21 protein-coding genes are annotated in these 20,248 nt (G+C 62.5%); 12 read left to right on the plus strand and 9 right to left on the minus strand.

Going from position 1 to position 20,248, the window contains the following annotated elements:
• Positions 1 to 19 precede the first annotated feature (19 nt).
• The 7 genes from FVE66_RS00465 to FVE66_RS00495 all read right to left on the minus strand — a co-directional run bounded on the left by FVE66_RS00465 (position 20) and on the right by FVE66_RS00495 (position 5,797).
• Positions 20 to 1,261 (minus strand): DUF3426 domain-containing protein, encoded by a 1,242-nt coding sequence (locus tag FVE66_RS00465; RefSeq protein ID WP_151445433.1) that lies wholly within the window; start codon positions 1,259 to 1,261, stop codon positions 20 to 22.
• 1 nt (position 1,262) lies between these two features.
• Positions 1,263 to 2,171: a 50S ribosomal protein L11 methyltransferase gene (gene prmA / locus FVE66_RS00470; RefSeq protein WP_151445434.1), complete on the minus strand. Its 909-nt coding sequence runs from the start codon at positions 2,169 to 2,171 to the stop codon at positions 1,263 to 1,265.
• Between the two features lie 10 nt (positions 2,172 to 2,181).
• A complete protein-coding gene (accC, locus tag FVE66_RS00475) occupies positions 2,182 to 3,564 on the minus strand; it encodes an acetyl-CoA carboxylase biotin carboxylase subunit (protein WP_151445435.1) in 1,383 nt (460 codons plus the stop codon).
• Between the two features lie 48 nt (positions 3,565 to 3,612).
• Positions 3,613 to 4,074 (minus strand): acetyl-CoA carboxylase biotin carboxyl carrier protein, encoded by a 462-nt coding sequence (accB, locus tag FVE66_RS00480; RefSeq protein WP_151445436.1) that lies wholly within the window; start codon positions 4,072 to 4,074, stop codon positions 3,613 to 3,615.
• A 71-nt stretch (positions 4,075 to 4,145) separates the two neighbouring features.
• Entirely contained in the window at positions 4,146 to 4,583 is a 438-nt protein-coding gene (gene aroQ / locus FVE66_RS00485; RefSeq protein WP_151445437.1) for a type II 3-dehydroquinate dehydratase, read from the minus strand.
• A gap of 81 nt (positions 4,584 to 4,664) precedes the next feature.
• Complete coding sequence (locus FVE66_RS00490; RefSeq protein ID WP_151445438.1) at positions 4,665 to 5,186, minus strand: TlpA family protein disulfide reductase; 522 nt, start codon at positions 5,184 to 5,186, stop codon at positions 4,665 to 4,667.
• Positions 5,183 to 5,797, minus strand: a complete 615-nt coding sequence (locus FVE66_RS00495; protein ID WP_151445439.1) for a hypothetical protein — start codon at positions 5,795 to 5,797, stop codon at positions 5,183 to 5,185. The genes FVE66_RS00490 and FVE66_RS00495 overlap by 4 nt, the downstream gene beginning before the upstream one ends.
• Positions 5,798 to 5,851: 54 nt before the next feature.
• Between FVE66_RS00495 and mpl the strand changes: the two genes are divergently transcribed.
• From mpl to corA, 7 genes are all read left to right on the plus strand, one after another.
• Positions 5,852 to 7,279 carry a UDP-N-acetylmuramate:L-alanyl-gamma-D-glutamyl-meso-diaminopimelate ligase gene (gene mpl / locus FVE66_RS00500; protein WP_151445440.1) on the plus strand — a complete coding sequence of 476 codons (1,428 nt, stop codon included), beginning with the start codon at positions 5,852 to 5,854 and terminating at the stop codon, positions 7,277 to 7,279.
• Between the two features lie 49 nt (positions 7,280 to 7,328).
• Entirely contained in the window at positions 7,329 to 7,907 is a 579-nt protein-coding gene (locus FVE66_RS00505; RefSeq protein ID WP_151445441.1) for a YqiA/YcfP family alpha/beta fold hydrolase, read from the plus strand.
• 10 nt (positions 7,908 to 7,917) lie between these two features.
• Positions 7,918 to 9,981 carry a ribonuclease catalytic domain-containing protein gene (locus FVE66_RS00510; RefSeq protein WP_151445442.1) on the plus strand — a complete coding sequence of 688 codons (2,064 nt, stop codon included), beginning with the start codon at positions 7,918 to 7,920 and terminating at the stop codon, positions 9,979 to 9,981.
• 89 nt (positions 9,982 to 10,070) lie between these two features.
• Positions 10,071 to 10,958, plus strand: coding sequence for an energy transducer TonB (locus FVE66_RS00515; protein WP_151445443.1), 888 nt, complete (start codon positions 10,071 to 10,073; stop codon positions 10,956 to 10,958).
• Positions 10,955 to 11,785: a shikimate dehydrogenase gene (aroE, locus tag FVE66_RS00520; RefSeq protein ID WP_421828728.1), complete on the plus strand. Its 831-nt coding sequence runs from the start codon at positions 10,955 to 10,957 to the stop codon at positions 11,783 to 11,785. The genes FVE66_RS00515 and aroE overlap by 4 nt, the downstream gene beginning before the upstream one ends.
• A gap of 38 nt (positions 11,786 to 11,823) precedes the next feature.
• Complete coding sequence (gene mtgA / locus FVE66_RS00525; RefSeq protein WP_151445444.1) at positions 11,824 to 12,519, plus strand: monofunctional biosynthetic peptidoglycan transglycosylase; 696 nt, start codon at positions 11,824 to 11,826, stop codon at positions 12,517 to 12,519.
• A 294-nt stretch (positions 12,520 to 12,813) separates the two neighbouring features.
• Positions 12,814 to 13,779: a magnesium/cobalt transporter CorA gene (gene corA / locus FVE66_RS00530; protein WP_151445445.1), complete on the plus strand. Its 966-nt coding sequence runs from the start codon at positions 12,814 to 12,816 to the stop codon at positions 13,777 to 13,779.
• A 130-nt stretch (positions 13,780 to 13,909) separates the two neighbouring features.
• On the opposite strand, the gene hemL is transcribed toward corA, so the two are convergent.
• A complete protein-coding gene (gene hemL / locus FVE66_RS00535; RefSeq protein WP_151445446.1) occupies positions 13,910 to 15,196 on the minus strand; it encodes a glutamate-1-semialdehyde 2,1-aminomutase in 1,287 nt (428 codons plus the stop codon).
• A gap of 16 nt (positions 15,197 to 15,212) precedes the next feature.
• Complete coding sequence (gene thiD / locus FVE66_RS00540) at positions 15,213 to 16,037, minus strand: bifunctional hydroxymethylpyrimidine kinase/phosphomethylpyrimidine kinase (protein WP_151445447.1); 825 nt, start codon at positions 16,035 to 16,037, stop codon at positions 15,213 to 15,215.
• Between the two features lie 93 nt (positions 16,038 to 16,130).
• Between thiD and FVE66_RS00545 the strand changes: the two genes are divergently transcribed.
• The 5 genes from FVE66_RS00545 to FVE66_RS00565 all read left to right on the plus strand — a co-directional run bounded on the left by FVE66_RS00545 (position 16,131) and on the right by FVE66_RS00565 (position 20,200).
• Entirely contained in the window at positions 16,131 to 16,283 is a 153-nt protein-coding gene (locus tag FVE66_RS00545; RefSeq protein ID WP_151446350.1) for a rubredoxin, read from the plus strand.
• 192 nt (positions 16,284 to 16,475) lie between these two features.
• The gene (locus tag FVE66_RS00550) at positions 16,476 to 16,892 is read left to right on the plus strand and encodes a response regulator (RefSeq protein ID WP_151445448.1); all 417 of its coding nucleotides are present in this window, start codon (positions 16,476 to 16,478) and stop codon (positions 16,890 to 16,892) included.
• Between the two features lie 12 nt (positions 16,893 to 16,904).
• Positions 16,905 to 17,270 carry a response regulator transcription factor gene (locus tag FVE66_RS00555; protein WP_151445449.1) on the plus strand — a complete coding sequence of 122 codons (366 nt, stop codon included), beginning with the start codon at positions 16,905 to 16,907 and terminating at the stop codon, positions 17,268 to 17,270.
• Between the two features lie 9 nt (positions 17,271 to 17,279).
• On the plus strand, positions 17,280 to 17,849 hold the full coding sequence (locus tag FVE66_RS00560) for a chemotaxis protein CheW (RefSeq protein ID WP_241672950.1): 570 nt from the start codon (positions 17,280 to 17,282) through the stop codon (positions 17,847 to 17,849).
• Positions 17,850 to 17,911: 62 nt separating this feature from the next.
• Positions 17,912 to 20,200 (plus strand): methyl-accepting chemotaxis protein, encoded by a 2,289-nt coding sequence (locus tag FVE66_RS00565; protein WP_151445450.1) that lies wholly within the window; start codon positions 17,912 to 17,914, stop codon positions 20,198 to 20,200.
• Positions 20,201 to 20,248 lie beyond the last annotated feature (48 nt).

Genomic DNA, 20,248 nt, shown 5'->3' on the forward strand with positions numbered 1-20,248 from the left:
TGCGCCTGGGCGCCAGGAGCTAGGGGTAAAAAAGCTGTAGTTCGTAACCGGACGCCTTCAGCTGCGTTAGCGAGAACGTCATGCGCACCGGTTTTTCGGAGGTGGGACCGAAGCCACGGCTGCGGTCCTGCGCCGTCAGGTATTCGGATGGCGCCAGGACGCGGCGCACGACCGGCTGCCCGTTCTGATCCTTGAGGGTCAGTTGCAGGTGCGGCCATTCCTGGGCGATGCTGCTGCGGTTGCGCAACAGGAGGCCGAGCGTGAAGGTATTGTCGCTGGCCGGCATGGCTTGCAGTTCGTGCGATTCGATCGTGACGAACTCAATTTGCGCCGGCGTGCCGACTTTGCAGCCGAATGTGCTGCAAAGCTGGGACAGCGCCGGCATCGTGGCCGGCCAGTGCGCGGCGATAGTGGTACGAAAGGCGATGCCGGCTTGCAGCACGGCCAGCATCGCAAGCACCACCGAGCCCGCCATCAAGGCCAGGCGCAGCCGCTTGCCGAGCCGCTGCTGGCGGCGTGCGCGCCGCACGAATTCCGGTTCTTCGTCGTCCAGCGCGTCGATTTCGTCGGAAACCTCGCCATCTGCGCCACTTTGACGCCAGGGTTTGCTCTGCAATTCGTCGATTGCCCGGCTGACCTCATCCGCTTCGCGGCCGTGCGGCGCGGTTTGCTCGTGCGGCCGCTCATGTCCGTCCGCCGCCGGGCGGATGTCCATCAGCGTCATACGGGTGAGCGGGTCGACGTCCTGGTCAGCCGTTTCCGGACCGGCATCGGCCGGCTGGTAATGTGCAATGGGTTCGGTGCGGTGCGGCTGCTCCTCGGTCGCGGCCCGTTCCTGCAGATCGGCATCGGCGGTAGCGGCGGAGGCGGTGGCAGCGGTGGCAATGGATGCGGATTGCGCTGGCGCGGCTTCGGCGAGGATGGGTTGCGACCCGCTCTCGGGTGGGTTGGCAAGTTCGCCAGCATGCTCGGACCCACTCGGACTGGATACATCTGCTGCGCGCTGCGTCGTGGCCGTGGTCGTGGCCGCGGCAGTGCGCGCCATCGGCATCTCGCCGACTGGCGGCGCTGCAGTTGTGGCAATCGATGTGGCAGGCGTGGCAGCAGGGCTGGCGGCTGCACTGGGGGGAAGCAGGTGCTCGACGCCGTTGAATATTTCCTTGCAGGAGCCACAGCGGACCAGCCCGCTGCGCAGCTTCAACTGGTCATGGGTGACCCTGAAGGTAGTCTGGCAGTACGGGCATCGCGTGGCCAGCGACATGTTACGGCCCCCGGCTTCCAGCCAGGGCTACCCAGCCGTCGTGCTCGGCCCAGACGGCAAGCGCGAGGTAGGGAGCGTAAGCGGCAATCACTTCCTGCGCCTGGCGTGCCAGCACGCCGGACAGGACCAGCGAGCCGCCCGGGCCGATCCGGCCGCACAACATCGGCGCCATCAGCTTGAGCGGGCTGGCGAGGATATTGGCGACGACCGTGTCGAACTGCCGACCGGCTGCAACGGGTGCGAATTCCTCCGGGACATACCAGGTGATGTCGCAGGCGTTGCGCTGCGCATTGAAGCGGGCGCTTTCAATCGCCTGCGGATCGATGTCCACCCCGATCACTTCGGCCGCGCCGAGCTTGCTGGCGACCAGCGCCAGGATTCCGGAGCCGCAGCCGTAGTCGAGCACTGTCTTGCCGGTGGGCGGGTTCTGTTCCAGCCATTCCATGCAAAGCCGGGTGGTCGGATGGCTGCCGGTGCCGAAAGCGAGGCCGGGGTCGAGTTCCAGCACCAGGGCCTCGGGATCCGGCGCCTGGTGCCAGCTCGGCACCACCCAGATGTTCTTGCCAATATGAATTGGGTCGAACTGGGATTGCGTCAGCCGGACCCAGTCCTGCTCTTCCACCGTGCGTACCGAATAGGGCGTGCCTGCGGGCATGCCGACCGCTGCGGTGGCCGCAGCGACCAGCTCGGCATGCGCCGCGTCGGCGTTGATCAGCGCGATGACCCGGCTGCGTTCCCAGGCCGCTTCGGCCGGCTCCATGCCCGGCTCGCCGAACAGGGGCTGTTCTGCTTCCGTGCCCTCATCCGCGTCCTCGACTGAAACCGACAGCGCACCCGCATCCATCAGCGCATCCGACAGGGGTTCGGCATGTTGCCGCGGTACTTCGATGACGATTTCAGTCCAGCTCATGTCGTATCGCTCAGGCTTTTGTCACTGGCAGCGAACCTTTTACAAGGTCCGGGCGGTTCGCGAGTTTCTGTTCAAGATAATGGATGTTGGTGCCGCCCTCGATGAAGCGTGCGTCCACCATCAGTTCCCGATGCAGGGGGATATTGGTCAGTATGCCTTCGACCACCATTTCCGACAGCGCGATCTGCATCCGGCGGATCGCCTGGTCGCGCGTGGCGCCGTAGGAAATCACCTTGCCGACCATGGAGTCGTAGTGAGGAGGGACATAGTAGCCGGCATAAGCATGGGAATCGACGCGGATGCCGGGGCCACCGGGCGGATGCCAGGACGTTATGCGTCCGGGGGAGGGCGTAAACTTGAACGGGTCCTCGGCATTGATGCGGCACTCGAGCGCATGCCCTTTCAGTTCGATATCGCGCTGGCGGAAGCGCAGCTTCTCGCCCGCCGCGACGCGGATCTGTTCCTGCACCAGGTCGATGCCGGTGATCATTTCCGTCACCGGGTGCTCGACCTGGATCCGGGTGTTCATCTCGATGAAGTAGAACTCGCCGTTTTCGTACAGGAATTCGAAAGTGCCGGCGCCGCGGTAACCCATCTTGCGGCAGGCTTCTGCACAGCGGTCGCCGATGCGCTCGACGATCTTGCGCGGAATGCCGACAGCCGGTGCTTCCTCGATGACTTTCTGGTGCCGGCGTTGCATCGAGCAGTCGCGCTCGCCCAGCCAGACCGCATTACGGAATTCGTCGGCCAGCACCTGGATCTCCACGTGGCGCGGATTTTCCAGGTACTTCTCCATATAGACTTCGGGGTTGCCGAATGCGGATCCGGCTTCGGTGCGGGTCATGGCAACCGCCGACAGCAGGGCGGCTTCCGTATGGACCACGCGCATGCCGCGTCCGCCGCCGCCGCCGGCAGCCTTGATGATCACCGGGTAGCCGACCTTGCGCGCGATCCGGATGATTTCCTTCGGATCCTCGGGCAGGGCGCCGTCCGAGCCGGGAACGCAGGGAACGCCGGCCTTGATCATGGCCTGCTTGGCCGAGACCTTGTCGCCCATCAGGCGAATCGACTCCGGGCGCGGCCCGATGAACACGAAACCGGACTGTTCGACCCGCTCCGCGAAGTCGGCGTTCTCGGACAGGAAGCCGTAGCCCGGGTGAATCGCCTCGGCATCCGTCACTTCGGCGGCGCTGATGATGGCCGGCATGCTGAGGTAGCTGTGGGTCGACGAGGCCGGGCCGATGCACACCGATTCGTCGGCCAGCTTCACATACTTGGCTTCGCGATCGGCTTCAGAATGGACGACGACCGTTTTTATGCCCATCTCACGGCAGGCGCGCTGCACGCGCAGCGCAATTTCGCCGCGGTTGGCAATCAGGATTTTTTCGAACATAGGGAGTGTCTTGCGTTAGACGGGAGGCCGATCGCCGGCCTGGCCCGCTCAGCCAATAATGAACAGTGGTTGCCCGAATTCGACCGGCTGGCCGTTTTCCACCAGCACTTGCTTGATCACGCCGGCGACCTCTGCATCGATTTCGTTCAGCAGCTTCATCGCTTCGATGATGCAAAGCGTGTCGCCTTCCTTGACCGTGGAGCCGATGTCGACGAAGGGGGCTGCTCCCGGGGTCGCCGCGCGGTAGAACGTACCTACCATCGGCGATTTCACCACATGTCCCACGGGTGCTGCCGGGGCAGCTGCGGGCTCGGGAGCTGCTGCCGGGATGGCGGCGGGCTGCGGAGCCGATGCAGCCATTTGGGCCTGCGGCAACATTACCATCTGGTTTTGCGGCAAGGTGCTCGATTTGACGATCCGGACCTTGCTTTCGCCTTCCGTTACTTCGAGTTCTGCGATGTCGGATTCGGCGACAAGGTCAATCAGCGTCTTGAGTTTGCGTAGGTCCATAAGATCCTCTGGAATTTTTATGCTGTGCTTGTGCCGGCACTGCGTGGCCGGCGGAATTGTGGGGGATGCTGCTAGAGACGGTTCAGGGCAAAGTCGATCGCGGCGCGATAGCCATCCACGCCCAGTCCGCAGACCACGCCGACCGCTATGGCCGACAGATACGAGTGGTGACGAAATGTTTCCCGGGCATGCACGTTGGAGATATGCACTTCGACAAACGGAATGGCCACGCCGGCAAGGGCGTCTCGCAGCGCGACGCTGGTATGCGTCAGGCCGCCCGGGTTGATCACGATTGCGTCCACCTTGTCACCCTTTGCTGCCTGGATGCGGTCAATCAGCTCGCCTTCATGATTGCTCTGCAGGTGATGGAATTGCGCGCCTGCCTGCGCCACCTGCGCCGCCGCTGCACGGACTACATCGTCCAGTGTGGTCCGGCCATAGACCTCCGGCTCGCGGGTGCCGAGTAGATTCAGGTTCGGCCCATTCAGCAAGAGGATGTTTTTGGCCAAGAGCCGGACTCCGTTTGACGACGATGGCGGCATTTTGCCGTTAAATGAAGCGGATTGGCAAGAAGAAATGCTCCTGCCCGGTTACAGCGCGCGCAGGTCGCTGCGCAACTGCTCTATTTTCACTCGTCCCAGATATTGTTTCCTGACCTTGCCGGAGGCGTCTATCAGGACCGTGAAAGGCAGTCCCCCGGCCTTGTTTCCCAGCTGGCGCGAGAGATCCGTACCACCTGCGCCACCCACCAGCAGCGGGTAATCAATCTTTTGCTTTACCGCAAAATCGGCGATGTTTGTTGCAGAATCGATACCGATGCCGATAATTTGCATTTTCTGTGCGCCAAATTCCTGCTGCAGTGCATTCAGTTCCGGCATCTCGTCCACGCATGGCGGGCACCAGGTAGCCCAGAAATTGACCAGCACCGGCTTGCCGCGGTATTGACTCAGCGCGATGCTGCTTCCTTTGGCATCCGGCAGTGAAAGGGCGAAAAGGCGGACCCCGCCATCATCCGCGGGCGCCTTGGGAGAGTACTCGTTCACGCCAAAATAAACGCCGATGCCAGCAAAAAGAATGCCGAATGCTATCAGTATGGGGAAAGTGCGTTTCATTGGCGGCCTTGTTCGACCAGCAGGCGCACGGCGTTCAGGTCGGCTCGTTCAATGTTGCGCCCGTCCGGCCTGCGGCGTCCGGCGCGCAGGTCGTCGACATCATGAATGACCAGGTGCACGCCCTCGCGGCGGTGCAGGAAGCTCAGGCGCTCGACCGGATCGGCCCGCCCCGAAAAATGCGGCACTTCAGACACCTCGAAGTCGACATGCCGGTTCAACAAGTGGATTTCCACGTCTTTGGGGCTGTCGGTGAACAGTTGAAGGTGGATGTCCGAGTGCTCGCCGGCCGTTCCGTTCAGGACCGCACCGGTCAGATAGGGAGAAAACATTTGCAAATCAGTCATGATCTCGAGCGCCAGTTGGCGCAAGCTCTGTAGCCGGGCTGGTTGCGAATCGCTGAGGAAGAGTTCGTTGTAAGCACGCACTTCGTCCTCGATCTGCGCATTGTCGGGCAGCACGTCGCCGCGTACCCGTCGCTGGCCAAGCAGTTGCCGGATGGCCTTGCGCTTGGCGGTCGAATAGTCGGCGCCATCTTCAGCAATCATTCTTGCTGCTGCTGCTGCGATTTCTGCGCGCAGCTGTTCCGCATCGGATGGGTGGTCGGTCGGCATGGCTCGCGGGTGCGGGTCGGGTAGAATCGCGGTATTCGAATCGGTGATTTTACAATGCATATCCATATCCTAGGCATCTGCGGGACTTTCATGGGCGGACTTGCGGTCCTGGCCCGGGAGGCCGGACATCGCGTGACCGGCTGCGACGCCAACGTCTATCCGCCGATGAGCACCCAGTTGCAAGCGCAGGGCATTGAACTGATCGAAGGGTTCGGCACCGGGCAGCTGGCCCTCGAACCGGACCTGTATGTGATCGGCAATGTCGTTTCGCGCGGCAATCCGCTGATGGAAGCGATCCTGAACAAGGGGCTGCGCTACACATCCGGGCCGCAATGGATAGGCGAGCACATCCTGCAGGACAAATGGGTGCTGGCGGTGGCCGGCACCCATGGAAAGACGACCACCACCTCGATGCTGGCCTGGATACTGGAAGACGCCGGTTACCATCCCGGCTTCCTGATTGGCGGCGTGCCGATGAATTTTGGCATTTCCGCCCGCCTGTCGGGCCCGGGCGGCACGCCTTTCTTCGTGATCGAAGCCGACGAGTACGATACGGCGTTTTTCGACAAGCGCAGCAAGTTCGTCCATTACCGGCCCAAAACGGCGGTACTGAACAACCTGGAATATGATCACGCCGACATCTTCCCCGACCTGACAGCGATCGAAACCCAGTTCCACCATCTGGTGCGCACCGTGCCGGGAATCGGCCGCTTGATCGTCAACGGCCGCGAGGCATCGCTGGACCGGGTGTTGGCCCGTGGCTGCTGGAGCGAGGTGGAGCGTTTTGGCGGAAATTCCGGCCAAAGGGGCGGCGAAAGGGGCGGAGAACATCTGGGATGGACGCTGCGGGAATTCGAGGACGGTCGTTTCGAGGTGTTTCTTGACGGCGCGCTGCAGGGGACCGTCAGCTGGGAGCTGACCGGCGAGCACAACCGGCTCAATGCGCTGGCTGCGATCGCGGCCGCCCGGCATGTCGGCGTGCCGCCAGCACAGGCAATCCAGTCGCTGGCGGCGTTTCGCAACGTCAAGCGGCGCATGGAAGTGCGCGGCCAGGCGGGGGGCGTCACGGTGTATGACGATTTTGCCCATCATCCGACCGCGATCGAGACCACGGTCGCCGGTTTGCGCAGCAAGGTCGGTGCGGCCCGCATCCTGGCGGTGCTCGAGCCACGCTCGAACACAATGAAGCTCGGGACCATGAAAAGCGCGCTGCCAGGCAGCCTTGGACAAGCCGACCTGATCTATGGCTATGGCGCCCGCGAAGGCCGGGATGCGCTCGGCTGGAACCTGGGCGAAGCCTTGTCGCCGCTGGGGGCGCGGGCCCGCGCGTTCGACGACCTGGGAGAACTGGTGGCGGCGGTGACAAGCGATGCCCGCCCCGGCGACTACATACTGGTAATGAGCAACGGCGGATTCGGCGGCGTTCACCAGAAGATTCTCGACCGGCTTGGCGAACCTTCCAGTTCCAGAACCGCAACCTGACCTGATGCCGTGAATTTCTGAATTCGTGGCCTTGAACTGAAAGATACTATTGATCGTCTACCTGCATGGATTCCGATCCTCGCCGCTCTCGTTCAAGGCACGCCTGCTGGATCAGCGCATGCGTGCCCTGGGCCTGTCCGGGCAGTATCGCTGCCCGCAACTTCCTGCTTCTCCGAAGGAAGCGATCGCACTGGTGGAAGACCTGGTTGCCGGCGTTCCCGGCGACCAGTTGTGCCTGATCGGTTCCTCGCTCGGGGGTTATTATGCAACCTGGCTGGCCGAGAAGACGGGTTGCCGGGCAGCGCTGCTGAACCCGGCGGTGGCGCCGCCGCGCGACCTGGAGCAGTACATTGGCGTGTTGCCCGCGTGGCATTCGAACGAGACCTTCGAGTTCCGGCGCGAATACATCGATGAATTGAAAGCACTTGCCATCCCGGCAATTACCCGGCCCGAGCGCTATTTCCTGATCGCGGCAACCGGCGACGAGGTACTGGACTGGCGCGAAATGACAGCCCATTACGCCGGAGCCCGGCAACGCGTCATTGAAGGCAGCGATCACGGACTGTCGGACTTCGCCAAATATATCGACGACGTGCTGTCGTTCTGTCACGTCGACATCAACCCATAGTGTGCACTGAATGAATTTGTTTTTTGAAGAATCCGGCGATTTCAAGGCCGGGGCCGTGCTCTCCCAGCAGGGCGAGGCGTGGCAGGTCGAGACCCAGTCGGGCAAGCGCACCAAGGTGCGCTCGCGCGACGTGCTGCTGCAATTTGCCGCGCCGTCGCCGGAAGAATTGCTGCGCGATGCGCGGGTGGTGGCTGACGAGATCGACCTTGATTTCCTGTGGGAAGTTGCGGGGCAGGACGAGTTCGGTTTCTCCGATCTTGGCGTGGAATATTTCGGCCATGAACCGAAGCCGCATGAAGCCGCAGGCTTGCTGCTCAGGCTGCATGCTTCGCCCATGTATTTCTACCGCAAGGGCCGGGGCCGCTACAAGGCGGCACCCGAGACCTCGCTGAAGGCAGCGCTGGCCGGTCTGGAAAAAAAGCGGCAGCAGGCGCTGCTGCAGGCAAGCTATGTCGAGGAACTGAAGGCGCACCGCTTGCCCGAGGCGCTGCGTGCGCAAGCACGGCAGCTGCTGTTCAAGCCCGACAAGAACAGCATCGAGTACAAGGCCCTAGACACCGCTTGCGTCGAGATGCAGACCACGCCCCAGCGCCTGATGCTGGAGACCGGCGGAATTTCCTCCACCAAGGAACTGCACTGCGCGCCGTTCCTGATGGAGTATTTCCCGCGCGGGACCGGTTTTCCGCTCTTGCCCACGCCCCAGGTCGGGAAGCTGGAACGGGCCGATGTCAGGGCCTTTTCGATCGACGACGTCAGCACGACCGAGATCGATGACGCTTTTTCGGTGACCACCCTGAGCGACGGCATGATCCGTGTCGGCATCCATATCGCCGCTCCCGCGCTGGGCATCAAGCGTGGCGACGCGGCTGACGAACTGGCTCGGCAGCGGCTCTCCACTATCTATATGCCGGGTGAAAAAATCACCATGCTGCCGGATGAGTTTGTGGAACGTTTCACCCTGGCCGAGGGGCGCGATTGTCCGGCCGTGTCGCTGTATGCGACGCTGGACACCGCCGACTGGAGCGTGAAGAGCATGGAGACACGGGCCGAACTGGTGCCGATGGCGTCCAATCTCAGACACAACGACCTGGACGATGTCGTCACCGAAGAAAACCTGGCCAACAACTCCGGCGACTATCCGCACAAGGAAGAACTGTCCCTGTTGTGGCAGTGGGCGCTGGTGCTGGAGCAAGGGCGGATGGCCAAGCGCGCAGCATTTGGCTTGAGGCCGGAACAGAACAACCGGATCGACTTCAATTTCTATGTCGAAAACGATGTCGTCAGCATTCTCCGGCGCCGTCGCGGCGCACCGCTGGACAAGGTGGTTGCCGAACTGATGATCTTCGCCAACAGCAGTTGGGGCCAGATGATGAACGACCACGGCGTGCCCGGCATCTATCGTGCACAGGGCGGCTGGGGAACGCGCATGCAGGTGCGCATGCTGACCCACGCCGCGCCCCACCAGGGACTTGGGGTGGACCAGTACGCATGGAGCACGTCCCCGCTGCGGCGCTATACCGACCTGGTGAACCAGTGGCAGATCCTGGCCTGCGTCGAACATGGCGTGGCGGCGCCGCTGGCGGCCACCTTCAAGCCCAAGGACGCCGACCTGTTCGCGATCGTGTCCGCGTTCGATGCTGCTTACGCGGCCTATTCCGACTTCCAGTCGACCATGGAGCGTTACTGGTGCCTGCGCTGGTTGACGCAGGAGAACGCCCGGCAGGTGGATGCGGTGGTGCTGAAGGAGGAAATCCTGCGGCTGGCCGACATACCGCTGACGATCAAGTTGCCGGCAATGGCACCGCTGGCGCGCGGAACCCAGGTCCGGCTCGACCTGCTGCGCTGGGACGAGGTCGACCTTGCGGTCGAGGCGCGCCTGCTTGAAGTTGCCGGTCCCGTCGCGGAAGACCTGATGTCAGATGCCGATGTGGAACTTGACGATGCGGCAATGCTGACCGATCAGGAAGCGGATGCTGCACTGGACGAAGCGGCAACCATCCCGCCGGCTCCGGAGGAGTCTGCGGAGCCGGCCGAGTCGCCCGAAGCTGAGTCCGATGTCGAGCGAGGACAGTAAGTGGCGCCGCGGTCACGTTGGCCGTGCGTCATCATAGGAAAGCGGGGGCGGGTATCGTAAAATCGCTTACGCTTTCAAGGCTTGCCCAAGTGAAGTTCATTTCCCGAAATCCCACGCTTTCAATTGCCATCGGCGTCTCGCTGCTGGTGCACGGCGTCCTGCTCGCGATTCGATTCGCGCCGCCGGAAGCCTTGCGCTTCAAGCCGACCGATCCGGGGCTTGAAGTCGTGCTCGTCAATGCCAGGCATGACAGCAAGCCGGTGAAGGCACAGGCGCTGGCGCAGGCCAACCTTGATGGTGGCGGCAACGCCAATGCCGGCCGCGCAAAATCGCCACTGCCCGACCTGCGGCAGAATGCCGACGGCGACAGCCTGCAGGCTGCGCGTCGTCGCATCGCGAAGCTCGAAGAACAGCAGCAGAAGATGCTGGCCCAGGCGCGCAAGACCGAGCGCAGCGCGCCGGCGCCGGTTGAGCGCGAAAAGCCGGCCGAGACTGCGCCGGCGCCGGATGGCAACGACCGCTATGACAGTACGCGCCCGCTGGCGCGGATGGAAGCCGAGATAAGCCGCAAGGTCGAGGACTATAACCAGCGGCCGAAGAAAACCCAGATCACGCCGAGCACGCGCGAAGTCGGTTATGCGATGTACTACAGCGGATTGCAGCGCAAGCTCGAGAACGTCGGCACCCTGAATTTCCCGCAGGAGAACGGCCGCAAAATCTATGGAGAACTGGTCTTGTACATACCGATATTCCATGACGGCACCATCTATGAAAAAGAGGGTGGCCCCAGGGTGGAGCGCAGTTCCGGCAACGCCGCACTCGACAATGCGGCGCTGCGCATCGTGCGCCGCTCCGCGCCGTTCGGCCGTTTCCCCGCGAACATGCGCACTTCCGGCAAGGACGATGTGTGGGAAGTCATCACCCGCTTCAAGTTCACCCGCGAAGATGCGCTCGAAGCCCAATTGCGCGGCGGATGATGAGCATGCCCGCCCGCTATGCCGTCATCGGCAATCCGGTTGCCCACAGCAAGTCGCCCGAGATCCACGCCTGGTTCGCGGCACAGACCGGGCAGCAACTGAGCTATGAACGCCTGCTGGCGCCGCTCGACGGATTCGAGCGTACCGTGCGCGAATTCATTGCCGCAGGCGGCTGCGGCGCCAACGTCACGGTGCCGTTCAAGCTGGAAGCGCACGCACTCGCGACCGAGTTGTCGCCGCGGGCGCGCGCCGCAGGCGCAGTCAACACCCTGAGCTTCAGCGATGGCCGCATTGCCGGCGACAACACCGATGGAGCGGGGCTGGTGACCGATATTACCGTCAACGCGGGCGTGCCGGTGCGCGGCAAGCGGGTGCTGTTGCTCGGCGCCGGCGGCGCCGCCCGCGGCGTACTGCTGCCGCTGCTGTCCGAACAGCCGACAGAGCTGGTGATTGCCAACCGGACCGTCGACAAGGCGCACGAGCTTGCCGCTGCTTTCCGCGCTGGCGGCGGCGCCGGCGGCTGCGAGATCCGCGGTTGCGGCTACGGCGAACTGCAAGGCCGCTTCGACATGGTCATCAATGCCACCTCGGCCAGCCTCGATGCTGAATTGCCTCCGGTCGATGCAGCGTCCTTCGCCGACAATGCGTTCGCTTATGACATGATGTATGGTCGCGAACCGACCGTATTCCTGCGTTTTGCAGCACAATGCGGCGCGCAGTGCCGGGACGGCCTGGGCATGCTGATCGAGCAGGCCGCGGAATCGTTCCGGATCTGGCGCGGGGTGAGGCCGCCGACTGCGGAGCTGTTCGAGAAATTGCGCGGCTGACATGGTGCGGCGGGGGACGCCGGGGAGCAGGTATAAAAATGAAAGTACTGCGCAAGCTGCTACTGCTGCTGATCGTGACCGCCTTCGCGGCGGTGTTCTGCATACAGCTCTATTATTTCCTGCAAATCGGATGGTGGGTGAATCACAATCCATCCAGCACCAGCTTCATGGATCACCAGCTGCAGCTGCTCCGGAAAAAAAATCCGAAGGCGCGGCTGCAGCATCAATGGGTGCCTTATGACCGCATCTCGGTTCATCTGAAGCGGGCAATCATTGCATCCGAGGACGCAAATTTCTCCGGACACGAAGGCGTGGACTGGAATGCAATGCAAAAGGCGTGGCAGAAGAACACTCGCAAGGGCCGGGTGGTGTCAGGCGGCTCCACCATTACGCAGCAGTTGGCCAAGAACCTGTTCCTGTCGGGTGAGCGCAGCTACGTGCGCAAGACGCAGGAGCTGGCGATTACCTACATGCTCGAATTCTGGATGGACAAGGAACGAATATTCGAGATCTACCTGAATGTCGTCGAATGGGGCAACGGCGTGTTCGGCGCCGAAGCGGCGGCCCGCCACTACTACGGGATCGCGGCGTCGCAACTCGGCCCCGAACAGGCGGCGCGGCTGGCGGTCATGCTGCCCAACCCGCGCTATTTCGACCGTAACCAGGGCTCGGGCTACCTTGAACGCAGGACCGGCCTGATCCTGCGCCGGATGCGCGCTGCCGAACTCCCCTGATTACCATTTGGTTACATACCACATCAGCTTGCCTGACTCGCGCCATGTCAGTACACTTGCGCTGTTTTCGTATCCGGAGCCCGTCTTGGGTAGTCCTACACCATGTACCGTGCCGTCATTGGACGGCTGACCGGCGAGCAAGCGCTTCTTCTTTTCCTGCGCGGCTCGCCACATTCTGGCGGGCGGCGCAATCAGGTCACATCTGACCGCGTTCCCCGAAAAATTCATTAAGCCAGCGACGCGATCCGTCGCTGGTGTTGTTGCGCAACCGGACGGTTGCGCGCGGGAGTACAGATGATCAATGTTTTCCTTCTGCAGAATGGCCGCCTGAACCAGGTGAATATCGACCGCCGGGAAGATCTGGACACGATATCTCCGGTGTGGGTCGACCTGACCGACCCCAACGACGAGGAGCGCGACTGGGTCAAGAGCGCCTACGGCATCACGCTGCCCGACGAGGACGAAGTCAAGGACATCGAGGCATCGGCCCGTTACTACGAAGCCGAGAATGGCGACCTGCACCTGCGCACTGACTTCCTGCTGGAAGACGACGACGGTCCGGCGCGCGTGGTCACGGTGGCCTTCATCCTCGCCAGGGATATGCTGTTTTCGGTGCATACCGACGACTTGCCGGTGTTCCGGCTGGTGCGCATGCGCGCTCGTTCACGACCGGGCTCGATCAACGACTACAAGGACGTGCTGCTGGACCTGTACGCTACAGACGCCGAATATTCGGCCGATGCGCTCGAGGGCATCTACCAGAGTCTGGAAGATGTCAGCCGCAGCGTGCTGCAGAAAGATTTCACCGACCAGCACGCCGCCGAGTCCTTGTCCGCGATGGCACATGAAGAAGACTTGAACGGCCGCATCCGCCGCAACATGATGGATACGCGGCGCGCAGTCAGCTTCCTGATGCGTGGCCGCCTGCTCAACACCGACCAGTTCGAAGAGGCGCGCCAGATCCTGCGCGACATCGAATCGCTGGACGGACACACCGCCTTCCTGTTCGAGAAAATCAACTTCCTGATGGATGCGACGGTCGGCTTCATCAACATCAACCAGAACAAGATCATCAAGATCTTTTCGGTGGCGTCAGTCGCATTCCTGCCGCCGACGCTGATTGCCAGCATCTACGGCATGAATTTCAGGATACTGCCGGAGTTGAACTGGGACCTGGGTTATCCGTTTGCGCTGATGCTGATGGTGGGCAGTGCGGTGGCGCCGTTCTGGTATTTCCGGAAACGTGGGTGGTTGAAGTAGGGCCGGGATGATCGTTGTCCATGACCGTAGTTTTTTGGTTTTTTGGCTTGCGGGTGGTGTGACCACACGAACCGCAAGCCAAAGAGCCGCAAAACCACCAAACCATTCACCCATGGATATGGGTAATGCCTCAGCCCTTCGCAAACGCCTTGCGCGCCGCTGCAATCGTCTCATCGACCACCGCATCGCTGTGTGCCGCCGACACGAATCCGGCTTCGAACGCCGATGGTGCCAGGTACACGCCTTCGTCCAGCATTGCATGGAAGAACGCATTGAAGCGGTTCTTGTCGCAGGTCATCATCTCGCTGTAGTTCGTCGGCACCTTGTCGGCAAAATACAGGCCGAACATGCCGCCAACGGCGGCCGCGCAGAACGACACGCCGGCATCGCGCGCGGCCTGGCCCAGACCCTCGGTCAGCCTGCGTCCGGTCGCGCCCAGGGACTCGTAGAATCCAGGTTGCTGGATCAGCTTGAGCGTCGACAAGCCGGCTGCCACGGCGACCGGATTGCCCGACAGCGTGCCGGCCTGGTACACCGCGCCGAGCGGCGCCAGGTGCTGCATCAGGTCGCGCCGGCCGCCGAAAGCTGCCACCGGCAGGCCGCCGCCGATCACCTTGCCCAGCACCGTCATGTCCGGCGCGATGCCGTACAGGGACTGCGCGCCGCCAAGCGCCACGCGGAAGCCGGACATCACCTCGTCGAAAATCAGGACCGAGCCATGCGCGCTGCACAGCCGGCGCATGGTTTGCAGGAATTCGGGCGTGGCAGGCAGCAAGTTCATGTTGCCCGCAACCGGCTCGACGATCACGCAGGCGATCCGGTCGCCCATCTTGCTGAACGCGTCTTCGAGTTGCTGCGGGTTGTTGTAGTCGAGCACCATCGTATGCGCCGCGAAGTCGGCCGGCACGCCAGCCGAGGTCGGGTTGCCGAAGGTAAGCAAGCCGCTGCCGGCCTTGACCAGCAGGGAGTCGGCGTGGCCGTGGTAGCAGCCCTCGAACTTGATCACCATGTCCCGTCCGGTGGCGCCACGCGCGAGCCGCAAGGCGCTCATTGCGGCTTCCGTTCCGCTGGATACCAGCCGCACCTGTTCCACCGACGGCACCAGCCGGCAGATTTCTTCTGCCATGTCGATCTCGGCTTCGGTTGGCGCGCCGAACGAGAGGCCGCGCGCAGCGGCGTCCTGCACTGCCTTCACCACTTGCGGATGGGCGTGTCCGACGATTGCCGGTCCCCACGACCCGATGTAGTCGATATACCGGCGTCCGTCCGCATCCCAGAAGTACGCGCCTTCAGCGCGGGTAATGAAGCGCGGCGTGCCGCCGACCGAGCGGAACGCGCGCACTGGTGAATTGACGCCGCCCGGCGTGGATGCCTGGGCGCGGGTGAAAAGCTGGTCGTTCAGGGAGGATGTGCTCATGCGAGTAAAGGAGTGATCAAGGATTGTCGTCGGACTCACGCGCCCAGAAGTGGCGGTCGGGAATCAGCTTGCCCATGCCCAGTCGTTGCGCGTGCGCCAGCGACGCGACATTGAACTCCTGGGCTTCGGCTACTGCTTCGGGTACATCGAGGCCGTTGGCCAGCAAGGCGGCAATGGTTGCCGACAGCGTACTGCCGGCGCCGGCAAACGAGCCTGGCTGGCGCTGCCAGTTATCCTGGCGTATCGCGCCTTCTTCGCTGAACAGCGTGTTGGTTACCTCCTGCATCTCGCCCGGCATGCCGGTGACGAACACATACTGGCAGCCCTGGCGGATCAGGTCGGCGGCGTCATCCGCCAGCGTGCGATCGGGTGCAGCTTCGCGCCAGGTTTCCGCGAACCGTCCCAGTTCGACCGCCGACAGCAGCAACAGTGTGGCCTGCGGTACCAGCAGTTCGCGGGTCGCGATCAGCATCTCTTCGGCGTCCTCGCCGGATTCGGGCATCGACGTAGGGAATGGGTCCAGGACCAGCGGAATGTCAGGATAATCGGACATGACTTCGGCGATCGCGGCGATGCTTTCGGTGTTGCCGGCATATCCGACCTTGAACGCCGCGACCTGCATGTCCTCGAGCAGGACGCGGGCCTGGTCGGCTACCCAGTCGGCATCGACATTCTGCACGTCCTCGATGCCGGTGGTGTCGCTGATCAGGATCGCGGTAATGACCGACAGCCCGTGGCAACCCATCGCAGCGATGCATGCAAGGTCTGCCTGGATGCCAGCGGCGCCGACCGGATCGGCGGCGCCGAAGGTGAGCACGAGCGGCGGTGTTTGGTTTTGCACGGAGCCTGCATTAAGATAGTGGACTTTGCATTTTAACTTGAAGGGCACAGGGTCGTGAGCAATACCGAAACTACAACCGAATACAAGACATGGATGTGCCTGATCTGCGGATGGGTCTATGACGAGGCCGCCGGATTGCCCGAGGAAGGCATCGCGCCCGGAACGCGCTGGGAAGACGTGCCGATGAACTGGACTTGCCCGGAATGCGGCGCCCGCAAGGAAGATTTCGAGATGGTTGCGGTCTGACCGGTTGACCCAGGCTTGAGGGCTTTTTGTACGGCAAGCTGTTGATTTTTGTCAAATCCCGGCGATGTCGTTTTGCAAAAGATTCGCCAAAAAACTACGTCGGAAATCCACTCCGGTTTTCTTGTCCTGGCGCATCTTGCTTTTTGTCACACTTGGGCCGTATATTGATCGCGGGGATCAACGGACGACGTGATGACAATAGCAACAGAGCCTGTGCGACTGAAGATCATGGTGATTGACGACAGCAGCACCATCCGGCGCTCGGCAGAAATTTTTCTTGGTCAGTCAGGTTACGAAGTCGTACTGGCTGACGATGGTTTCGACGCATTGGCCAAGATGAACGATCATCGGCCGGCGCTGATTTTTTGCGACATCCTGATGCCTCGCCTGGACGGCTACCAGACCTGCGCGCTGATCAAGAAGAGTGCCCGCTTCCACGAAACACCGGTAGTCATGCTGTCCTCCAAGGACGGACTGTTCGATCGTGCCCGCGGCGCAATGGTCGGGTCGAACGCCTACCTCACCAAGCCTTTCACCAAGGACAGCCTGCTCAAGACCGTGCGCGAGTACACCGCAGCCGAGCTGTCCCGTCAGATCACCACAAGCTAACCAAGCGCAAACATGGCAATCCAGAAAATCCTCGTTGTCGACGACTCGCCCACCGAGCGTTACTTCCTGTCCGACATCCTGATCAAGAATGGATTCTCCGTCTCCACCGCCGAGAACGGCGAGGAGGCAATCCAGAAAATAAAGGCCGACAAGCCGCAACTGATCCTGATGGACGTGGTGATGCCCGGCCAGAACGGTTTCCAGGTGACGCGCGCCATTTCCCGCGACGCCGAGACGCAGGACGTGCCAGTCATCATCTGCACCAGCAAGGGCCAGGAAACCGACCGGATCTGGGGGCTGCGCCAGGGGGCGCGAGACTATATCGTGAAGCCGGTCGATCCGCAGGAATTGCTCGCCAAGATTGCTGCGCTGGGCTAGCCGCTCGTCATGTTGCCGACACCGGACACGCAAAAGACAGCAAGTTCCCTGGACCAGGGAGCCCGCCGGCGTACGCGCCTGCGCGAATTCCAGGCCCAGTTGGTCGAGCGCATGCAGGCCGCCCGTTCGGGTGCCGATGCCCACGTCAACCAGCTCGGTGTCCAGATCGGCAACTCACGCTGGTTGGTCAGCCTGCAGCACGCCGGCGAAATCGTACCGGTCGGCACCATTACCAGGGTGCCGCTGACCCAGGACTGGTTCCTGGGCGTGACCAACATCCGCGGCAAGCTCGTCACCGTGGTCGACCTTGCGCGCTATCACGGCGAACCGGCGACGTCGGTCGACAAGGACAGCCGCATACTCGCCTTCGCGCCCTCGCTGGGCTTCAATGGCGGGCTGCTCGTCTCGCGCGTGCTGGGACTGCGCAACATGGCGCAGATGCAGGAGTCGCCTGATGCCCCTCCGCCTGGCCTCGATTGGGCGGCGGCCCGCTATATCGATCATGAAGATCTGGTCTGGAATCAACTCGACCTTTCGCTCGCAATACACGACCCGCGCTTTTTGCACGTTGGAATTTGAAGCCAGCGTCGCGCCAGATGCGCGAGCGGCAAACGGAATCAGGGAAATCAGGAGAAATACCGATGGCGTTCAAGCTCAGTTTTTTGTCGAAAAAGAAGAAGGCCGCCGGCGCTTCGCCGATGACCGTCGCCGAACTCGACATGATGCCGTCAGCAGACCCGGCTACGCCCGGGCCGGACGTGCAGGCCGCGGCGGAAGCTGCGTCCCGGGCTGAGCCTGGCCGGCGACTTTTCGGCGGTGCCTTCCTGCAGGCCGGCGAAGTCCGCTTGCCGATCATCGGCGAGCTGCCGGTGCAGAAGCAGATCCGTGTGCTGCTGATGGCGCTGGGCGGATCGCTGGTCCTTGGTGCGGTGTTCGTGTGGGTCAGTGCCAACAAATCCACGCTTACCTCATCCCAGACGCAGGTGGCCGGTGACGCGCTGATGCACTCGCAGCGTATCGGCAAGGCGACGCCGAACGCGATCCAGGGCAACGTCGAGGCATTCAGGCAGCTGGACGATAGCCGCAAGGAGCTGAATGCCGACCTTGACGCGCTGCAAAAGGGCGGAACTGCGCAGGGCCGCGACATCGATCCCCTGAGCTCGGATGCGCTGGCGATCCTGAATGAATCGCGCAAGCTGTGGACCAATTCGGACAAGGCGGCCGCCACCATCCTGAAAATGCGGGGCGAGCTGACCGGTTTCGGCGCCACCCTGAAGAAGCTGAACGAAATCTCCCCGTCGCTGCTGGAACTGAGCGAGCAGATTGTCGCGCTGAAGGCCCAGACGGGCGCCTCTGCGCGCGAGATTTCGGCCGCCGGCCAGCTGGTGATGTTGACCCAGCGCCTGGGCCGCAGCGCCAACGAATTCCTGACCTCCGAAGGCGTGAACCCGGAAACCGCCTTCCTGCTGGGCAAGGACACCAATACCTTCCGCGACATCACCGAGGGCTTCCTGAACGGCAGCGAGGCACTGCGCCTGGCCGCGACCAAGGACCAGGAGACCCGCGACAAGCTGACCGAACTGCAGAACGTGTTCGCCGAATACCAGAAGTCTGTTGCCAGCATCCTTGGCAACCTGCAGAACTTCATTGCCGCCAAACAGGCGGAGCAGCTGATCTTTACCGAGAACGAAGCGCTGAAAGACCGCCTGGCGAAACTGCAGCGTAACCTGCGCGAGGAAGAAGATTCCTTCAGCTGGGCCTTTTACGCAATGATGCTGGCGGCGCTGGTGGCGCTGCTGTCCGCTGCCGGCGTGGCGGTCGCCATGCTGCAGGACAGCCGGGTGCGAGCAAGCGAAGCCGACCTGCAGCGCGAAGAGGCGGACAGGCAGAGGCTGGTGGCTCTGGAGCACGAGGAAGAAGCCAAGCGCACGAACGACCAGAACCAGGCCGCGATTTTGCGCCTGATGAACGAATTGCAGGAAGTGGCCGACGGCGACCTGACGATCCAGGCGACGGTGTCGGAAGACATCACTGGCGCCATTGCCGACTCGGTGAACTACACCGTGGAAGAGTTGCGCGGGCTGGTCGGGCGCGTGACCCGTGTCGCCGAGCAGGTGACGTCGGCATCTGACCAGGCGCAGAGCATTTCGACCGGACTGCTGGATGCATCGCAGAAGCAGTCGCGCGAGATCCAGGAGACCGGCCAGGCAGTACTGACGATGGCGGCCCAGATTACCGACGTGTCACGTTCGGCGAATGAATCGGCGGAAGTGGCGCGGCATTCGGTGAACGCGGCGGAGCAGGGTGCGCTCGCCGTGGAGAATGCGATCAAGGGCATGAATGAAATTCGCGAGCAGATTCAGGAAACGTCGAAGCGGATCAAGCGGCTGGGCGAATCGTCCCAGGAAATTGGCGAAATCACTGAACTGATTTCCGACATTACCGAACAGACCAACGTGCTGGCACTGAACGCTGCGATCCAGGCGGCGTCGGCCGGCGAAGCGGGCCGGGGCTTCTCGGTGGTTGCGGAAGAAGTGCAGCGGCTGGCGGAACGCTCGGCCGAGGCAACGAAGCAGATCGGCGCGCTGGTTCGCACGATTCAGACCGACACCCACGACGCCGTCGCCGCAATGGAAAAATCGACCCAGGGTGTGGTTGAAGGGGCCAGGCTGTCCGACGCTGCGGGTGCGGCGCTTTCCGATATCCGAAGCGTGTCGAACCAGCTGGCGGAGCTGATCCAGGGTATTTCGAATGCCACCGAGGTGCAGGCAACATCGGCCAGCGGTGTCGCGCAGAACATCCAGAACATCCTGACCGTTAACGAGCAGACCCAGGAAGGCACGCAACTGACAGCGCGGTCGATTCAGGAGCTGTCCAAGCTGGCCGACGAACTGAAGAGCTCGGTCTCCCGGTTCCGTGTCGCTGCCTGACGTTCGTCACATCGTGTGCCGGGTGGCCGAAGCAGGGCCGCCCGCTGA

This window comes from Lacisediminimonas profundi (genome assembly GCF_008831265.1).
In the GTDB taxonomy this organism is placed as follows: Bacteria; Pseudomonadota; Gammaproteobacteria; order Burkholderiales; family Burkholderiaceae_D; genus Lacisediminimonas; species Lacisediminimonas profundi.

Bases quoted from the DNA above. Each gene is read 5' to 3' on its own strand.
- FVE66_RS00465 (WP_151445433.1), bottom strand. From the start codon at position 1,261: ATGTCGCTGGCCACGCGATGCCCGTACTGCCAGACTACCTTCAGGGTC.
- prmA (WP_151445434.1), bottom strand. From the start codon at position 2,171: ATGAGCTGGACTGAAATCGTCATCGAAGTACCGCGGCAACATGCCGAA.
- accC (WP_151445435.1), bottom strand. From the start codon at position 3,564: ATGTTCGAAAAAATCCTGATTGCCAACCGCGGCGAAATTGCGCTGCGC.
- accB (WP_151445436.1), bottom strand. From the start codon at position 4,074: ATGGACCTACGCAAACTCAAGACGCTGATTGACCTTGTCGCCGAATCC.
- FVE66_RS00490 (WP_151445438.1), bottom strand. From the start codon at position 5,186: ATGAAACGCACTTTCCCCATACTGATAGCATTCGGCATTCTTTTTGCT.
- FVE66_RS00495 (WP_151445439.1), bottom strand. From the start codon at position 5,797: ATGCCGACCGACCACCCATCCGATGCGGAACAGCTGCGCGCAGAAATC.
- mpl (WP_151445440.1), top strand. From the start codon at position 5,852: ATGCATATCCATATCCTAGGCATCTGCGGGACTTTCATGGGCGGACTT.
- FVE66_RS00510 (WP_151445442.1), top strand. From the start codon at position 7,918: ATGAATTTGTTTTTTGAAGAATCCGGCGATTTCAAGGCCGGGGCCGTG.
- aroE (WP_421828728.1), top strand. From the start codon at position 10,955: ATGATGAGCATGCCCGCCCGCTATGCCGTCATCGGCAATCCGGTTGCC.
- mtgA (WP_151445444.1), top strand. From the start codon at position 11,824: ATGAAAGTACTGCGCAAGCTGCTACTGCTGCTGATCGTGACCGCCTTC.
- corA (WP_151445445.1), top strand. From the start codon at position 12,814: ATGATCAATGTTTTCCTTCTGCAGAATGGCCGCCTGAACCAGGTGAAT.
- hemL (WP_151445446.1), bottom strand. From the start codon at position 15,196: ATGAGCACATCCTCCCTGAACGACCAGCTTTTCACCCGCGCCCAGGCA.
- FVE66_RS00545 (WP_151446350.1), top strand. From the start codon at position 16,131: ATGTGCCTGATCTGCGGATGGGTCTATGACGAGGCCGCCGGATTGCCC.
- FVE66_RS00550 (WP_151445448.1), top strand. From the start codon at position 16,476: ATGACAATAGCAACAGAGCCTGTGCGACTGAAGATCATGGTGATTGAC.
- FVE66_RS00555 (WP_151445449.1), top strand. From the start codon at position 16,905: ATGGCAATCCAGAAAATCCTCGTTGTCGACGACTCGCCCACCGAGCGT.
- FVE66_RS00560 (WP_241672950.1), top strand. From the start codon at position 17,280: ATGTTGCCGACACCGGACACGCAAAAGACAGCAAGTTCCCTGGACCAG.
- FVE66_RS00565 (WP_151445450.1), top strand. From the start codon at position 17,912: ATGGCGTTCAAGCTCAGTTTTTTGTCGAAAAAGAAGAAGGCCGCCGGC.